16 protein-coding genes and 1 pseudogene are annotated in these 15,684 nt (G+C 68.6%); 4 read left to right on the top strand and 13 right to left on the bottom strand.

Features of this window, described 5'->3' with window-relative positions:
• Window positions 1-36: 36 nt before the first annotated feature.
• A pseudogene (locus tag BN1701_RS27950) lies at window positions 37-371 on the top strand (winged helix-turn-helix transcriptional regulator).
• On the opposite strand, the gene BN1701_RS27945 reads toward BN1701_RS27950, so the two are convergent.
• Both BN1701_RS27945 and BN1701_RS27940 read right to left on the bottom strand, forming a co-directional pair.
• A complete protein-coding gene (locus tag BN1701_RS27945) occupies window positions 368-1,972 on the bottom strand; it encodes a LuxR family transcriptional regulator (protein ID WP_054056187.1) in 1,605 nt (534 codons plus the stop codon). The pseudogene BN1701_RS27950 and the gene BN1701_RS27945 overlap by 4 nt on opposite strands.
• Before the next feature lie 20 nt (window positions 1,973-1,992).
• Window positions 1,993-3,081, bottom strand: coding sequence for an NAD(P)/FAD-dependent oxidoreductase (locus BN1701_RS27940; protein WP_054053715.1), 1,089 nt, complete (start codon window positions 3,079-3,081; stop codon window positions 1,993-1,995).
• Window positions 3,082-3,230: 149 nt separating this feature from the next.
• On the opposite strand from BN1701_RS27940, the gene BN1701_RS27935 reads away from it, so the two are divergent.
• The gene (locus BN1701_RS27935; RefSeq protein ID WP_054053713.1) at window positions 3,231-3,707 is read left to right on the top strand and encodes a helix-turn-helix domain-containing protein; all 477 of its coding nucleotides are present in this window, start codon (window positions 3,231-3,233) and stop codon (window positions 3,705-3,707) included.
• Here BN1701_RS27935 and BN1701_RS37920 read toward each other — a convergent pair.
• The 9 genes from BN1701_RS37920 to BN1701_RS27895 form a co-directional block, all read right to left on the bottom strand.
• Window positions 3,696-3,824, bottom strand: coding sequence for a hypothetical protein (locus tag BN1701_RS37920; RefSeq protein WP_255364660.1), 129 nt, complete (start codon window positions 3,822-3,824; stop codon window positions 3,696-3,698). The two genes, BN1701_RS27935 and BN1701_RS37920, sit on opposite strands and share 12 nt — an antisense overlap.
• Window positions 3,825-3,950: 126 nt before the next feature.
• Window positions 3,951-5,018, bottom strand: coding sequence for an ABC transporter ATP-binding protein (locus BN1701_RS27930; protein ID WP_054056186.1), 1,068 nt, complete (start codon window positions 5,016-5,018; stop codon window positions 3,951-3,953).
• A gap of 20 nt (window positions 5,019-5,038) precedes the next feature.
• Entirely contained in the window at window positions 5,039-6,121 is a 1,083-nt protein-coding gene (locus BN1701_RS27925) for an ABC transporter ATP-binding protein (protein WP_054053712.1), read from the bottom strand.
• The gene (locus BN1701_RS27920) at window positions 6,118-7,131 is read right to left on the bottom strand and encodes an ABC transporter permease (RefSeq protein WP_054056185.1); all 1,014 of its coding nucleotides are present in this window, start codon (window positions 7,129-7,131) and stop codon (window positions 6,118-6,120) included. The genes BN1701_RS27925 and BN1701_RS27920 overlap by 4 nt, the downstream gene beginning before the upstream one ends.
• Before the next feature lie 92 nt (window positions 7,132-7,223).
• Window positions 7,224-8,996, bottom strand: coding sequence for an ABC transporter substrate-binding protein (locus tag BN1701_RS27915; protein ID WP_054056184.1), 1,773 nt, complete (start codon window positions 8,994-8,996; stop codon window positions 7,224-7,226).
• Between the two features lie 54 nt (window positions 8,997-9,050).
• Window positions 9,051-10,049, bottom strand: a complete 999-nt coding sequence (locus tag BN1701_RS27910; protein ID WP_054053709.1) for an ABC transporter permease — start codon at window positions 10,047-10,049, stop codon at window positions 9,051-9,053.
• A 302-nt stretch (window positions 10,050-10,351) separates the two neighbouring features.
• On the bottom strand, window positions 10,352-10,843 hold the full coding sequence (locus BN1701_RS27905; protein WP_231949935.1) for a uridine kinase: 492 nt from the start codon (window positions 10,841-10,843) through the stop codon (window positions 10,352-10,354).
• Window positions 10,844-10,887: 44 nt separating this feature from the next.
• A complete protein-coding gene (recR, locus tag BN1701_RS27900) occupies window positions 10,888-11,484 on the bottom strand; it encodes a recombination mediator RecR (protein ID WP_054053705.1) in 597 nt (198 codons plus the stop codon).
• Window positions 11,484-11,837 carry a YbaB/EbfC family nucleoid-associated protein gene (locus BN1701_RS27895; protein WP_054053703.1) on the bottom strand — a complete coding sequence of 118 codons (354 nt, stop codon included), beginning with the start codon at window positions 11,835-11,837 and terminating at the stop codon, window positions 11,484-11,486. Before BN1701_RS27895 ends, recR begins: the two co-directional genes overlap by 1 nt.
• 67 nt (window positions 11,838-11,904) lie before the next feature.
• Between BN1701_RS27895 and BN1701_RS27885 the strand changes: the two genes are divergently transcribed.
• Both BN1701_RS27885 and BN1701_RS27880 read left to right on the top strand, forming a co-directional pair.
• A complete protein-coding gene (locus BN1701_RS27885; protein ID WP_369800632.1) occupies window positions 11,905-12,813 on the top strand; it encodes an N-acetylmuramoyl-L-alanine amidase in 909 nt (302 codons plus the stop codon).
• A gap of 25 nt (window positions 12,814-12,838) precedes the next feature.
• Entirely contained in the window at window positions 12,839-13,714 is an 876-nt protein-coding gene (locus BN1701_RS27880; protein WP_157368258.1) for a hypothetical protein, read from the top strand.
• Window positions 13,715-13,757: 43 nt separating this feature from the next.
• On the opposite strand, the gene BN1701_RS27875 is transcribed toward BN1701_RS27880, so the two are convergent.
• Both BN1701_RS27875 and BN1701_RS27870 read right to left on the bottom strand, forming a co-directional pair.
• The gene (locus BN1701_RS27875; RefSeq protein ID WP_054053696.1) at window positions 13,758-14,858 is read right to left on the bottom strand and encodes a CU044_5270 family protein; all 1,101 of its coding nucleotides are present in this window, start codon (window positions 14,856-14,858) and stop codon (window positions 13,758-13,760) included.
• On the bottom strand, window positions 14,851-15,444 hold the full coding sequence (locus BN1701_RS27870; protein WP_054053693.1) for an RNA polymerase sigma factor: 594 nt from the start codon (window positions 15,442-15,444) through the stop codon (window positions 14,851-14,853). The genes BN1701_RS27875 and BN1701_RS27870 overlap by 8 nt, the downstream gene beginning before the upstream one ends.
• Window positions 15,445-15,684 lie beyond the last annotated feature (240 nt).

Raw genomic sequence — 15,684 nt, 5'->3', positions numbered from 1 at the left:
TATTGTCAGCTACTTACCTTGAGGTTAGCGGGGGAAATGGAATCGCCTTATGTGTGCGGAATCGACGCGGCCATCGACGTCATCGGCGGCAAGTGGAAAGTGCTCATCCTGTGGTCGCTCAACGTCCGGACCTGCCGCTTTGGTGAGCTCAAGCGGGAGCTGCCCGGTGTGAGCGAGAAGGTGCTCGCCGCCCACCTGCGGGAATTGGAGGCAGCGCAGGTGGTCCACCGGGAGGTGTTCGCCGAGGTCCCCCGCGAGTCGAATACTCACTGACCGAATACGGAGCCGAATTGAACGCCGCACTCGGGCCACTCGGTGAATGGGGGCAGAAACACATGGACACCATTCTGCGCAACCGGGTCGAGGCTTAGGTCAGGCGGTTCTCGAAGGCGAACTTCGCGGCGGCGGTGCGGGATGAGACGTCGAGTTTGGTGAAGATGTTCGACAGGTGCCGGGCGACGGTCTTCTCGCTGAGCACCAGGGTCGCGGCGATCTCGGGGTTGCTGTGCCCGGCCGCGACCAGCCGCAGCACCTCGACCTCACGTTCGGTGAGTCCACCTGGGACGGTGGGGGTGAGCAGGCGGGCGGCGGGGGCCGCGCCGAGGTCGAGGAAAGCCTGGCGGGCCGAGGTGAGTTCGGCTGTCGCGGAGTGCTCGTCGCCCAAGGCGCGCAAGGCCGTGCCGATGAGCGCGCGGCAGCGGGCGACCTCGTACGGCGCGTCGAGGCGCTGCCACTCGTGCAGGGCATTCTTGAGTTCGGCGAGCGCGGCGGGCGGGTCGGCGGCGAGCAGCACACCGCCGCGCGCGTAGTGGGCCATCGCGCGCAAGGCCGCGCAGCCGAAGGACTCTGCGATCGACATCAGCTCGGCACTGATGGCCGCCGCGTCGTCCGGTTCGCCCGCGGCGAGCAGGACCTCCACGGCGCCGGGCAGCAGTTGCGACCGGTGCACCGGGTCGCGGGGTTCGGCGAGCAGCCTGCGGACCGCGGCCAGCGCGGCGTCCGCCCGGCCGTTGACCAGCCACAACAGTGCCAAACCCGGCTGCGCTTCGTGGCCGAAACCCGCTGCCCGGTCGTAGGCGGCCTGGGCCGCTTCGAACTCGCCGCGCAGCCGCAGCACATCGCCCCACTCGGCCAGCGCGAGTCCGGCGGGCGCCGGGAACTCGGCGTCGAGGTAGCGGTGGACGGCGAGGTCGAACTCCTCGATGGCCTCCGGGTAGCAGCCGTGCACCCGCATGAGCTGGCCGCGGTGCACCGCGCACTGGCCGGTGAACAGGAGCAGGCCCGGCTGTGCGTCGATCCAAGCGGTGAGGGCGCTGGTCCACTCGGCGGCGCGGCCGTAGTCGGAGACCTCCCGGCAGGCTTCGATCATCGAGCAGTAGACCTGGCCCGCGATGATCGGCGACACCTCGCCAGTGGCGACACCGATCATCGCCTCGTCCAGCAGCGCGAGCCCTTCCTGGACCCGGCCCGAGTAGAGCGCCATCCTGCCCTGCGCATTGAGGCCGGTAGCGGTCAGGTCGGGGTCGCGGAACCGGCGGCCGTAGTCGGACACCTCCAGCGCCATGGCCTGCGCGGCGGCGAACTCGCCCGCGAAGACGCTGCCCATCATCAGGTGCATGAGCAGGTAGCCGCGCTCGACCACGTCGCCGGGGACCTCGTCCAGCAGGCGTTTGCAGCGGCTCACCCAACCGCCGCCGATGGCGGCCTCGCCGCTGGTCAGCAGGACCAGCGCCAGCCAGAACCCGCAGCGGACCGCGGCGAGCGGGTCGCCCGCGTCGAGGTGGCCCTGGTAGGCGCGCTGCATGGCCTGCACGCAGTCGTTCTTGCGGCCGACCAGGTAGGCGGCGGTGGCGAGGCGGGCGAAGTCGTCGGGATCGAGGTCACCGACGTCGGACAGCGCGTCGTACGCCGCCACCCAGCGGCGGTGCTCGAAGGCCGCGCGGGCCTTCGCCAGGTCGTCGACCACGCCCACCTTGGCAGGATAACCGCCGGTCAAGCCGCCACAGACACCTTGCGCGCGGCGATTCGCCTGGCGACGAACTCCGCGTCGCGGCCCGCGCCGGGCAGCAGCATCGAGCTGAACGCGTACTGGAAGCTCAGGCCGCAGAAGTAGAGCCCCGGGGCGTCCTTGACCAGGCCGCGCAGTTCGGTCGGCCAGCCGTCGTCGCCGATGATGGGGAGTTTGATCCAGTCGAACACCTGCTGGAATCCCGTGCACCAAACCACGTTGGCCACGTCGATGGTTGTTCCATCGGCGAACTGCGGGAGCCCGTCCTTGACCCCGGTGACCCGGTCGGTGACCCGCTCGACCTTGCGTTCTTCGAGATCGGCGCGCTTGACCCGGAGCATCGGTCCACCGTGGACCCGGATCTCCTTCATCACCTTGCGGCCGATCGGCGTCCGGCGCGTGAGCAGATGCTTGGCCAGGAACATCATCACCGGCAGCCCCAGCTTCGCCCGCCGCGACTCCAGCCGGAACGGGATCTGTCCACAGTCACGTCCACAGAGGACGGTCTCATGGGTGAGCGCGACCTCGTAGGCCACATCGGTCCCCGAATGCGAAGCCCCGACGACAAGGACGCGGCCGGGCTTGAGCTGGCTGGGCCTGCGGTACGCACTGGAGTGCAGCTGGCGGATGCCGGGGTCGAGCCGGTCGGCGAACTCGGGGATGTCCGGTGTGCGGCCGAAGGTGCCGGTGGCGACGACGACGTTGTCGCACGTGATGGTGTCAGCGCCGAGGGCGGCTTCATAGCCCGTCTCGGTGGCTCGGAGGGCTTCGACGCGGGTGCTCATGCGGACGGGGAGGTCCCAGCGCAGGGCGTAGGACTCCAGGTAGTCGGCGACCTCGTCCTTGCCGGGGAAGGTCCAGGGGGCCTTCGGGAAGGGCATGCCGGGGAGGCCGTCGTACTTGGCCGGGGTGTAGAGCCGCAGGGTGTCCCACTGCCTGCGCCAGTTGTCGCCGAGGCGGTCGTTGCCGTCGACGACGAGGAAGTCCCGCCCCAGCTTGCGCAGGTGGTAACCGGTACTGAGACCGGCCTGACCTGCACCGATGATGAGCGTCTCGACGTGTTGAGTGGTCATGTCGCGCCTCCTCTGTGGGGGTGGCTTCGACGTTAGAGAGTGACGGGGGCGTTCGCGTCGGACGGAATACCCATCCTTGCGGAGGCCGCGTGGGTAGGTCGACTCATTCAGAGAGCGTTCGTTTTGTTCGTTTGCGGTAGCATTGGGCTATGGCGACCACTATGAGCGAGCGGACGTTACTGCCTCCGGCCGACCCCGGACGACTGAACGACGCCCTAGTGGCCTTGACTCGACACTCACCCGACCGAGCTGCCCTGGTCGCGCCTGACGGCAGCCGCTTGGACGTGCCCACCGAGGTGTTCGACCTGCTGAGAGACGTACTCCAGGCGCTCTCGCAAGGTCTCGCCATCACGATCGCCCCATCGCACACCGTGCTCACAACCAGCGAGGCCGCTCATCTTCTTGGGATCTCCAGGCCGACGCTGGTCCGGTTGCTCGAATCAGGGGAAATCCCATATGAGCAGCCCGCCCGGCATCGACGCGTCCGCCTTCAGGACGTCCTCGCCTATCAAGAGCGCGCTCGGCGTGCACGAGCGGCGGGTCTGGACGAGATGGTGCGCGACGCTGAGGATCACGGAATCTACGACTTGCCGGAGGACGTGCCCTTCGAGCGTCTACCCCGATGAACAGCAGCGCGGCCCGGTGCCGCCCATCCGGTACGCGCGGCGGTAGCCATGGATCTCCTGGTACCGCAGGGTCACGGCGAGCGGGTCGGGCGCGAACACATGAGCGGCCTCGGGCATGACGCACCTCCGCGCCCATTGACGCGCGCGAGTGTTGTGCCCCGATATCCGCCGGGTTTCACTTGAACCGCCCTCGGAAACGGCGATGGGCGCCACTGAAGTGACGCCCATCGCCGATCAGGACACTTAGGACTCAGTCGCCGCGGCGCCCGTTGGGTCGATGGTGATCTCGCCCTGGTTCTCCGGGAAGTGGCAGGCGGCCTGGTGGCCGGGGGCGAGGTCGACCAGCGGGGGCTCCTCGACCTTGCACACCTCCTGCGCCTTCCAACAACGGGTGTGGAAGCGGCAACCCGACGGCGGGTTGATCGGGCTGGGCACGTCACCCTGCAGCCGGATCCGCTCGCGGTTCTCGCGGCGGGCGGTGTCCGGGATCGGGACCGCGGACAGCAGGGCCACGGTGTACGGGTGCATGGGGCGCTCGTACAGCGCGGTGCGGTCGGCGACCTCCATGATCTTGCCGAGGTACATGACCGCGACCCGGTCGGACACGTGGCGCACCACTGACAGGTCGTGGGCGATCATCACGTAGGTCAGGTCGAACTCGTCCTGCAGATCTTCGAGCAGGTTGACGACCTGGGCCTGGATGGACACGTCCAGCGCGGACACCGGCTCGTCGGCCACGATCAGCTTCGGGCGCAGGGCCAGGGTGCGGGCGATGCCGATGCGCTGGCGCTGGCCGCCGGAGAACTCGTGCGGGTACCGGTTGTAGTGCTCCGGGTTCAGACCGACCAGGGCCAGCAGGTCCTGCACAGCGCGCTTGACGCCGTGTTCGGTCTTGACCTTCTGCAGGCGGAACGGTGCGCCGACGATCGTGCCGACGGTGTGGCGCGGGTTCAGCGAGGAGTACGGGTCCTGGAAGATCATCTGCACGTCGCGCCGCAGCGGTCGCATCTGGGCGGTCGACATGTGGGTGATGTCGCGACCCTCGAAGACGATCTTGCCCGCGGTGGGCTCCAGCAGGCGGGTCAGCAGCCTGCCGGTGGTCGTCTTGCCACAGCCGGACTCGCCGACCAGCGACAAGGTCTCGCCCTGCTTGACCGAGAAGGTCAGCCCGTCGACCGCCTGCACGGCGCCGACCTGGCGCTGCAGCAGGCCGCGGCGGATGGGGAAGTGCTTCTGCAGACCGGTCACGGTCAGCAGGTCCGCGCCGAGCGTCTTGGGCTCGGCGGCGGGGGTGTCGGTTTTTGCTGTCACGGCGTCCCCGTCTTCGATACTCACAGCGTCGGCCTGATCTCGGTGTCCCAGATGCGGACCCGGTCCTCGGCGGTCAGGTGGCAGGCGATGTGGTGGCCGCCGCCGATGTCGCGGAACTCGGGCCGCTCGGTGGTGCTGAGCCCGCCGGTCGACTCCTGGTAGACGCAGCGCGGGTTGAACGGGCAGCCGTCCGGGACGTTGATCAGGCTCGGCGGCGTGCCCTTGATCGGCACGAGCCGCGCGGTGCGCTCCCGGTCAAGTCGCGGCATCGACCGCAGCAGGCCCCACGTGTACGGGTGCTGCGGCGAGTTGAAGATGTCCGACGCGGTGCTGTACTCCACCGCGCGGCCCGCGTACATGACCATGATGTCGTCGGCCAGCTCCGCCACGACGCCGAGGTCGTGGGTGATGATGATGACCGCGGAGTTGAACTCCTGCTGCAGGTCCCGGATCAGGTCGAGGATCTGCGCCTGCACCGTCACGTCCAGCGCGGTGGTCGGCTCGTCGGCGATCAGCAGCTCCGGGTCGCACGAGAGCGCCATGGCGATCATCGCGCGCTGGCGCATGCCGCCGGAGAACTGGTGCGGGTAGTCGTCCACCCGCGACTTCGGGTTCGGGATGCCGACCCGGTCGAGCAGGTCCATGGCGTGCTTGCGCGCGACCTGCTTGGTGACCTTGTTGTGGATCCGGTAGGCCTCGACGATCTGCGCGCCCACTGTGTAATAGGGGTGCATCGCCGACAGCGGGTCCTGGAAGATCATCGCCATCCGCTTGCCGCGCAGCGACCGCACCCGCTCCTCGCTCGCGCCGACAAGGTTCTCGCCGTCGAGCAGGACCTCGCCGGTGATGTGGGCGGTGCCCTTCTTGTGCAGGCCCATGACCGACAGGCTGGTGACGCTCTTGCCGGAGCCGGACTCGCCGACGATGCCCAGCGTCTGTCCGCGGTCGACGCCGAAGGTGAGGTTGTCGACCGACTTGACGACGCCGTCGTCGGTCGGGAAGTGCACCCGCAGTTCGCGGACTTCGAGGAACCTGTTGCCGGGGGCCGCCTGCGGAATCACTTCGCTGACTTCGGCCAGGCTGTCTTCGGGATTCGTGGTCACGTGGTGCGCACCCTCGGGTCGACGACGGCGTACAAGAGGTCAACGACCAGGTTGGCGATGACGATGAAGAAGGCGCCGGTCAGCGTCACGCCCAGCACCTGCGGCAGGTCGTTGTTGGCGACCGCGATGACCGCGTACTGGCCGATGCCCGGCAGGGAGAAGGTGGTCTCGGTCAGGATGGCGCCGCCGAGCAGCAGGCCGACGTCGAGACCGAAGATGGTGAGGATCGGCGTCAGCGCCGAGCGCAGGCCGTGCTTGACGACGACGGTTCGCTCCGGCAGGCCCTTGGCCCTTGCCGTGCGGATGAAGTCCTCGTTCATCGTCTCCAGCATGCCCGCGCGGGTGAGCCGCGCGTACTGGGCCGCGTAGAGGAAGGCCAGCGTGATCCACGGCAGCGACAGGCTGCTGAACCACAGCAATGGATCCTCGGTGAGCGGTCTGTAGAAACTGCCGCCGACCGACCAGCCGAGACCGTCGCGGAAGATCGACAGCGACAGCATGCCGGTGAAGAAGATCGGCAGCGAGACGCCCGCCAGTGCGATCATCATGGCGGACCGGTCGAAGATCGTTCCTCGGCGCAGCGCGGAGAGCACGCCGGTGGCGACACCGGCCAGCACCCAGATCAGGGCGGCACCCGCGGCCAGCGAGATCGTCACCGGGAGCCTGCCGAGGATGTCGGGCAGCACCGGGTTCTGCTTGAGGAACGAGTAGCCGAGGCAGGGCGCCGGGCACTGCTCGATCGACGTGCCGGTGTTGTACTCCGACCCGACGATCAGCCCCTTGGCGAACTTGCCGTACTGCACATAGAGCGGGTCGGTGAAGCCGAGCTTCTGGGCCATCTCGTGGATCTGCTCGGCACCGGCGGTCTTGCCAACGTAGCGGGAGGCAAGGTCGTCCGACGTGGCGCCCGCGAGGCGGGGCACCAGGAAGAAGATCGAGAACGTGACGGCGGTGACCACGAAGAGCAGGATCACTGCTCCGATCAGCCTACGGACAATGTATGTGAACACCGTACTCGGCGTGGTGGCCCGCGGTGCCGCGGCGATCCGCCGCGGCACCACAGGCCACCAGTGCCTTCACCTACCTCTATGCGTCTCGAGATCTACTTGCGGGAGGTACCGATGGCCGTGTAGTCGTACATGCCGAACGCCTCGGTGACGAAGACGTTGGTCAGGTTCTCCGGGCGGTACAGCAAGCCCTTCGACCAGACACCCGGCAGCGCCGCGGCGTTCTGCATGACCAGTTCGTCGGTCTTGGCCCACAGCGCCTCACGCTTGGCCGTGTCGGTCTCCTTGAGCGCCTCGTCGATGGTCTTGTCAACCTCGGGAAGACGAATACCGAGGTTGGTGTTGCCACCGGCCGCCCGGATGACCCGGGAGTCGACGATCTGCTGCATGAAGCCGAAGCCGTCGTTCCAGTCCGCGCCCCAGCCGTAGATGATCAGGCCGATGTTGTTCGCCTTGGCGAAGTCCGGCTTGCCCACGTACAGCTTGGTGTAGTCGGCCAGCGGGAAGGGCTTGATCTCCAGCTTGATGCCGACGCGGCCCAGGGCCTGCTGCATGGCCTCGGCGGTCGCCTTCTCCTTCGGACGCTCGGCCCGGTAGGAGATCGCGGTGCTGAAGCCGTCCGGCTTGCCACACTTGGCCAGGGCTTCCTTGGCCTTGTCGACGTCGCCCTCGGGCTTGGTCAGGGCCTCGTACAGGTCGATCTTCTTCTGACCGGGGATGACCGGCGGCATGAGGCTGGTCGCGATGTCACCACCGGTGGCACCACCGTAAGAGCGCTGGTAGGCGGTCTTGTCGGCGGCGTACAGAACGGCCTTGCGGCAGTCGATGTTGTCCAGCGGAGCGACCTCGGAGTTCAGCACCGTGAACCAGGTACGGGCGTTGACCGGGTTGTCGGACTTGGCCTTGAGCGCCGGGTCGTTGAGGACCTTGGCCTGGCCCGCGGGCTGCACGCCGGTGCCCTCGATCGAGATGTCGAGGTCGCCGGACTGCAGGCGGTTGTCGACGTCGTCCGCGTTGACGTTGAGCTCGACCTGAATCTTGTCCGCCAGCGGCTTGCGGCCGGTGTCGGGGTCGGACTTGGGGTCATAGTGCTCGTTGCGCACGAGGACGAACTTCTTGCCGAGCTCGTTGGTCTCGAACTTGTAGGGGCCCGTCGAGATGACGTGCTCCTTGTACTTCGTGCCCGTGTCCTTGGCCTGCGGCACCGGGATCGTCGACGGCAGCGCCATGAAGTAGTCGAACCCGGAGAACGAGGTCTTCAGGTTGAACTTGATGGTGTAGTCGTCCGGCGTCTCGATCGCGGTGATCGCGTCGACGTTCGGGTCGGCGTACGGGCCCTTGTAGCCGTCGGGCACGGCGAGGAAGTCGCCGAGGTACGTCGGGCCGTTCGGGAACGTGGTCTTGTCCAGCGAGCGCAGGACCGCGTACTTGACGTCCTTGGACTTGACCTCGGTGCCGTCTTCGTACTTGATGCCCTTGCGGAGCTTGTACGTCCAGGTCTTGGCGTCGTTGCTCGGCTCACCGAGCTTCTCCGCGAGGTCCGGGGCGAGCTTGTTGCCCTCGGCGCCCGGAGCGGACTTGAAGACGACTAGACCGCGGCCGTAGTTGCGGATGAAGTTCCACGAGTAGCCGTAGTAAGTGTCGGCCGGGTCAAGGGAGTCCCAGTCGCCCGAGTTGGCGAAGCGCAGCGTCCCACCCTTCGTGTCCGACGGGTTGAAGACCTTGCCGACCGCAGCGCCGAACCCGGGAGTGGTCGTGCCACCACCACCGTTGTTGCCGCCATTGGACGTGCCCCCGCCACAGGCCGACAGGCCCATCGCGGCGGCCGCACCGAGTGCGACAACCGAGACAACTCGATTTTTCTTCATCTCCAGTTGCACCCCTTTATCGGTTAGGAGTTGAAACTCAGGGAACGCGGATGATCACCGCGAGCGCGGGTCGAGCGCGTCCCGCAGACCGTCACCGAACAGGTTGAACGCCAGAACGGTCACGAAAATGGCGAGGCCGGGCGGGAACATGAACTGCGGATCGACCTGGTACCACCGGGTCGCGTCCGAGAGCATGCCGCCCCACGTCGCGGTAGGCGGCGGCACGCCCACTCCAAGGAAGGACAGTGCCGCCTCGAACAGGATGTTGGTGGGGATCAGAAGCGTGGAGTACACCAGGATCGGTGCGACAAGGTTGGGCAGCAGTTCCTTGAACAGCACGTACTTGGGCTTGGCGCCCAGGCTGCGCGCGGCGTCGACGAACTCGCGTTCGCGCAGCGACAGTGTCTGTCCGCGGACGATGCGCCCGATGTAGGGCCAGTTGAAGAACCCGATGATGAAGATGATCACCACGATGCGCAGGGTCAGACCGTCCAGGCCGAACCCCGCGGTGCCGATGACACCGACGAGCGCGATGGCGAACAGCAGCAGCGGGAAGGCCAGGAAGATGTCCATCAGCCTGCTGATCAGGGTGTCGACCCAGCCACCGAAGTAGCCTGCGACGATGCCCATGACGGTGCCGATGACCACCGACAGGATCGTCGCGAGGAACGCGATCAGCAGGGAGATCTTGGCGCCTTCGACGACCCGGCTGAAGATGTCGCGGCCGTTGCCCGGCTCGACGCCGAAGATGTGCTCGGAGCTGACCCCGCCGCCGCCGCCGATCGGCAGGCCGGTGTCGGCGTCGACGAGCTTGTAGTCGCGGAAGTTGGGGTCGGTCCCCAGCAGGTCGATGATCAGCGGGGCGAAGACCGCCACCAGGACCAGGAAGACGACGACGAGCCCGCCGGTCATCGCGACCTTGTCGCGCTTGAGGCGACGCCAGGCGATCTGGCCGAGCGAGCGGCCCTGGATCGCCTTCTGGCTCGCACCCGCGAGGGTGGCCTCCGGTGGCACCGCAGCGGTCGCCTCGGTCACTTCGAGTGGCGGCGTCATCCGCTCGACCGCCCGTGCCGGGGCGACTGCGCGACAAGTCGAGGCGTTCCTGCCCGACTAAGTCGCGCGGATCGCTGGTAAGCCATCACGCACTCCTCGTGTCCCCGATCGAAAACTGTGCACGGGATCTCACCGTGTGGTCGCCGACCATAGCCGCTTCGGTCTACTTCCCTTAACTACGGGAGGTCACGATCCGGCCAACTGGCATACGACGAATATGCCGTCCGCGATCGTGTCGCCACGGTCAGTGAGATTTGCGAAGAATTCGTCCGTTCAGCGGACACTCAAGGTGGGCTGACCGGTCAGGAACGGACACGCACGTCCGCGCGCTCGCGGGTGCCATCGACGGCGAACCAGCCGGTCTCGAACGCCTGCCAGCGACTCAGCTCGGCGCGGCTGGCTTCGCCGTCGCGGGCCACCGACCTGGCCAATCGGGTGCCGGGATCGGCGCATTCGGCCCAGACGAGCAGAGAAATCCGGTGCTGAACCGAGCGCCGCCCGGCCGAAACACCTTCGACGATCAGCACCTCAGGAACACCGACAGTGATCAAATCGCCGGGTCGGGGTATGCCATCTGCCCATATCATTTGCTTATAGCCGCCCGGCCGATTCGCGGCGAGCGGGTCGAGGACGCCCTCGACGAGCCGCGGCCACCAGGCGACCGGATCGGTCCACGTGGCGAAGTGATCAGTCGGCACGACGGCCGTGGACACACCCTGTTCGCGCAGGTCAGCGGCCAACTGGGCGGCCACGGTCGACTTTCCCGCGCCGGACGGGCCGTCGATGGCCACCAGCCGGACCGCGCCCAGCCGGGGCGGCGCCGCCAGGACCCGACCGATCACACCGTGCGACGGCCGGACAGCGCCCGGCCCAGCGTCAGCTCGTCGGCGAACTCCAGGTCGCCGCCCATCGGCAGACCAGAGGCCAGGCGGGTGACCGTCAGGCCGGGGAAGTCGCGCAGCATCCGCACCAGGTAGGTGGCCGTGGCCTCGCCCTCGGTGTTCGGGTCCATCGCCAGGATCACCTCGGTGATCTCCGCGGCGCCGATCCTGGCGAGCAGCTGGCGGATGCGCAGCTGCTCGGGACCGATGCCGGACAACGGATCCAGCGCGCCGCCGAGGACGTGGTAGCGGCCCTTGAACTCGCGGGTGCGCTCGATGGCGAGGACGTCCTTGGGCTCCTCGACCACGCACACCGCCGACGGATCGCGCCGGGCGTCACTGCAGATGCGGCACCTTGTCTCCGCGGAGACGTTGCCGCAGACGTCGCAGAACACCACGCCGTCCTTAACCTTCTGCAGTGCGTCCTGCAATCGGGTGACGTCGGCGGGTTCGGCGCCGAGCAGGTGGAAGGCGATGCGCTGCGCGCTTTTGGGCCCGACGCCCGGCAGCCTGCCGAGTTCGTCGATCAGGTCCTGGACCGGGCCCTCGTACATCACATGCCCGGCAGGCCGAGCCCGCCGCCCAGGCCGCCCGCGAGGGGACCCATCTTGTCCTCGGCCAGCTTCTGCGCCTGCGCGCCCGCGTCGCGCACGGCGGCGACGATCAGGTCGGCGAGGGTCTCGGTGTCCTCCGGGTCGACCACTTTCGGGTCGATTTCGAGGGCCTTGAGCTCACCGGCGCCGGACACGGTCGCCACCACGAGGCCACCGCCCGCGGTCCCGGAGACCTCCGCGTCGGCCAGCTCCTGCTGCGCGCTGAGCAGCTGTTCCTGCATCTTCTGCGCCTGCGCCATGATCGCCTGCAGGTCCGGCGCACCGCCACCAGGAAACACCGTGGCCCCTCTCATCCGGGAACGACCCGACCACCTCGGGTCGGCGTCAAGTCCAGCTTAGTGGGCACCCACCTGTGGCATCGTGGGCGCCGTGCTGAGACGACACGCGACGGCCCTCGCCGCCGCCGGTGCCCTGGCCGCGGCGATGTCCGCGTGCGCGGGTCCGGCGGCCCAGTCCGGACAGGCGCTGCCGGTGGTGACCACGTCGTCGTCACCGTCAACACCATCGACGACACCGCCACCGTCGTCATCGCCGTCGGCCGAACCGACATCGTCCAGCGCGGCGCCGACGACAGTGCCGCCGACAGCATCGGCGAAGCCGACGACGCAGAACCCGCCCGCGACCGGGCGGGTCGTGGTGATCGATCCCGGCCACAACGGCGGCAACTCCACCCACACCGCGGAGATCAACCGGGCGGTGCCCGCCGGGCGCGGGCGGACCAAGCCGTGCAACACCACCGGGACCGCCACCCAGACGGGTTACCCCGAGCACGCGTTCACCTGGGACGTGGCGCAGCGGGTGCGCGACCTGCTCACCGCGCGCGGGGTCAAGGTGATCATGACCAGGAAGGACAACGCCGGAGTCGGCCCGTGTGTGGACAAGCGCGCCGCCATCGGCAACGAGTCCGGCGCCGCGGCCGTAGTGTCGCTGCACGCCGACGGCTCGACGGCGGCGGGCGCGCACGGCTTCCACCTGGCGTACTCGTCGCCGCCGCTGAACGCCGCCCAGGGTGAGCCGTCGCTGCGGCTGGCCCGCACGCTGCGCGACAAGATGGTCGCGGGCGGCTTGGCGACCTCGACTTACGCGGGCACCGACGGCCTGTCCCCGCGCGACGACCTCGCCGGGCTGAACCTGACCGAGCGGCCCACCGTGCTCGTCGAGTGCGGAAACATGCGCGACACAGCCGAGGCGGCCGTGCTCGCGAGCCCGGCGGGCAGACAGCGCTACGCCGATGCGATAGCCAACGGCATCCTCGGATTCCTTGGCTGACACCAGATGTGACAGGGTGGAGATCATGTCGGGGATGCGGGTGCTCGATGTCGACGAGCGCGAACGGTTGCTCATCGCGGTGGGCCAGGACTTGGCTGAGCTGGACACGAAGGGCACACGACGGGATCTAGCGCGCGTCCCGGACCTGACGGCGGCGAAGTACCTGCCCGGCGAACGCAAGATCGTCATCCAACACGGCTCCCCCGCCCGCCTGTCGCAACTGAAGATCGGCGGCAGACTCACCCCGCTGCTCGGCTCGGCCGACCACGCGACCGAGCTGTTGGGCGTGCTCCCCGGCCGGGTCGTGTACCGGGCCAACCGGCGCCACCGCCTGCTGTTCACCGTGGTGATCCGCAACGTGCTGGTGGGCGAGGAAACGGCGGTCTACGACCGCGGCGGTTCGGTGCTGGAGGCCGCGGTCAGCCCGAACAGCCGCTATGTCGCCATCCGGCTGCCGCGCAAGCTGATCCTGGTCGACACCATGCCGGTGACCGAGGACGACCACGTCCGGCTGATCTCCGCCGAACCGGCCACGCTGGGCAGGCGCAACCTGCGCTGGCTGCCCGACTCGACCCGCCTGGTCGCCACCGAGTACGCCGCCGATGAGGCCAGGGTGGTGCGGTGGACGGTCGGGGCGGAGCTGTGGCAGCCGGTCGTGCCGTCACTGCCCGCGGGCGCGGAAGCCCTGGTGGCACCGGACGGTCGACGGATCGCGGTGGTCGACGGACAGCGGATCTCCTTCCACCAGACCGACAACGGCCGCTTCCTGCGCGCGGCCGACCTGCCGGACCAGGTGGACGAGTTCATATGGTCGCCTGCCTCGCGCAGCGTCGCGATCTCCACGAAGTCGGGCGAAGCCGCGGTCGTCACCGCGAACACCGCCGCCGTCCGCACAGTCTAGAAAGCTGGTTCGGCGGCCCCGACGCCGCCGAACCAGCTTTGTCCTACTTGGACGGTGCGACACCGATCTTGTCGACCACCGCGGTCTCGACCGAGGTGAACGAGGTGACCGTGCCCGCCGGTAGGTCGGACTGACCAGAGCCCGCGGTCTGCCGCTCGCCGATGAACTGGCCGGTCGCCTCATCGATGATGATCTCGTGGCGCGCGACGTCGGTCTGGACGCCGAAGGCGACGCCGACCTTGCCGTCGAGGTTCGCCGCCCGGTCGGTCACCACGATTCCGGGAACCATCGCCAGCGCGCGGTAGACGGTGGCCCGGGTCTCGGCGGGCACGGTCCCCGACCGCAGGAAGTCGGCCACGTAGACCAGGAACTCCTGGTCCGGGGTCTGGCCGAGGCCCTTGGTTTCGGTGCGGATGCGGTCATAGAGCTGCTTGGCATCCTTCGGCAGCCCCGCGATGAACTCCGGCGACGGCTTCGCCCAGCCCGACCACCCCGCGCAGGGCTTCTCGTTGCTGTCGGCGGCGTAGAAGTCACCGCAGGGGGCGCGGCGCTCGCCTTCCGGCCAGCTCGGCCGGTCGACCGGGTAGCCCGCCGCCTTCGCCTCCGCTTCGGTGCCCTTGACCCATTCGCGCTTGCCGGTGACGTCGCGGCGCTGCATCCACTCCTGGTCGTAGGTCTGGGGGACCCACGTCTCGATCAGGTTCTCGGCCAGGTAGGCGAAGTCGGTGCCGCCGTCGCTCGTCGCGATGCTGGACATCCACCAGGCGCGGGTCGCGACATAGCGGTACTGGCCAGGCCCGACCGGCTGGTCTGTCGCGCCCACCCGGTCGGCGGCCTGGTTGAGCGCGGCGGCCGCCGCGCTCGCCGCGGGCGGATTCCCGTTGAACGAGAACGTCTGCGCCACCAGGACGCCCGCCGCCACCGCGACCACCGCCGCGGCGGACGCAACCAGCCGCCAGTGCTTCTTCTTGGTCCCCATTGAAGTGTTCCCCTCATCGGTGGTCGCCGCCCCGGCGGCGACCATCAGCTCGGCGCGCAGTCGTTCCATCGCGCGCGCGTCGGTCCGCGGGGCGGGATTCAGCCGGTCGAGCGCGTCGTCCAGTTCCTCGTCGGACCAGAGTTCACGCGGGTTGTGGTCAGTCATGGCAGTCCTCCTCCCGTGCGGATTGCTGAGTTCGATGACCCCGCCGCAGCGTCTTGCGCACCCGGTGCAGCCGTGACCGCACCGTGCCGACCGGGATGCCCAGCACTTCGGCGACCTCGGTGGAGTCCAGGCCCGCCCACGACGTGAGCAGCAGGACATCGCGGTCGCCGTCGGACAGCTCGGCCAGCGACCCCGCGAGCCTGCGCACCGCGGCCTCCGCGTCGACCCGGTCGACCACGCGCGTGTCGTGCGTGTCCTCCCGGTCGAGTGAGCGGGACCCAGCCCGCAGCGCACGGATCTCCTGGCGGACGTGCCGCCGCAGGAGATTGGTCGCGATCCCGTAGAGCCACGAGCGCACGGCCCCAAGGCGGGGGTCGTAGGCGTGCCGTTGGTTGAGCGCGACCAGGAAGGTCTCGCTCACCAGGTCGTTGGCGGTGTCCGGTCCGACCCGCCGGGCCAGGTAGTTCCGCAGCGGCCCGGCGTAGCGGTCGAACAGGCGGCCGAACTCCCCCGCCGGGTCCGGTCCGCCCAGGTACGGGCGGTCCTTGTCGGCGGGCAGCGACTCGGCGCCGTCGCGATCGGTCATCGTCCTCACATCATGTGTTGCCCGATGCGAGGCGACGCGTTCACGCGGTGCTCGACGCGGCCGGGATCACCACCGGCGGGGTCGCCGGACGGGCAGTCGCTGCTGACCTTGGCAGGTCGCGGCCACGTCCTCACCGAGTGGTGGAATCCTCGATCGGACGGGCCCGCACGGTTAGAAGCTGCACGAGAGGGCCGGGGCCGTCTGGTGCGGTTGAGAGGGCATGGGAGTCCGGAGCCGGAA

It is taken from the genome of Alloactinosynnema sp. L-07, from assembly GCF_900070365.1.
GTDB lineage: Bacteria > Actinomycetota > Actinomycetes > Mycobacteriales > Pseudonocardiaceae > Actinokineospora.
Note: the sequence above shows the minus strand (reverse complement) of the source record. Positions and strands in the feature narration are given on the sequence as shown.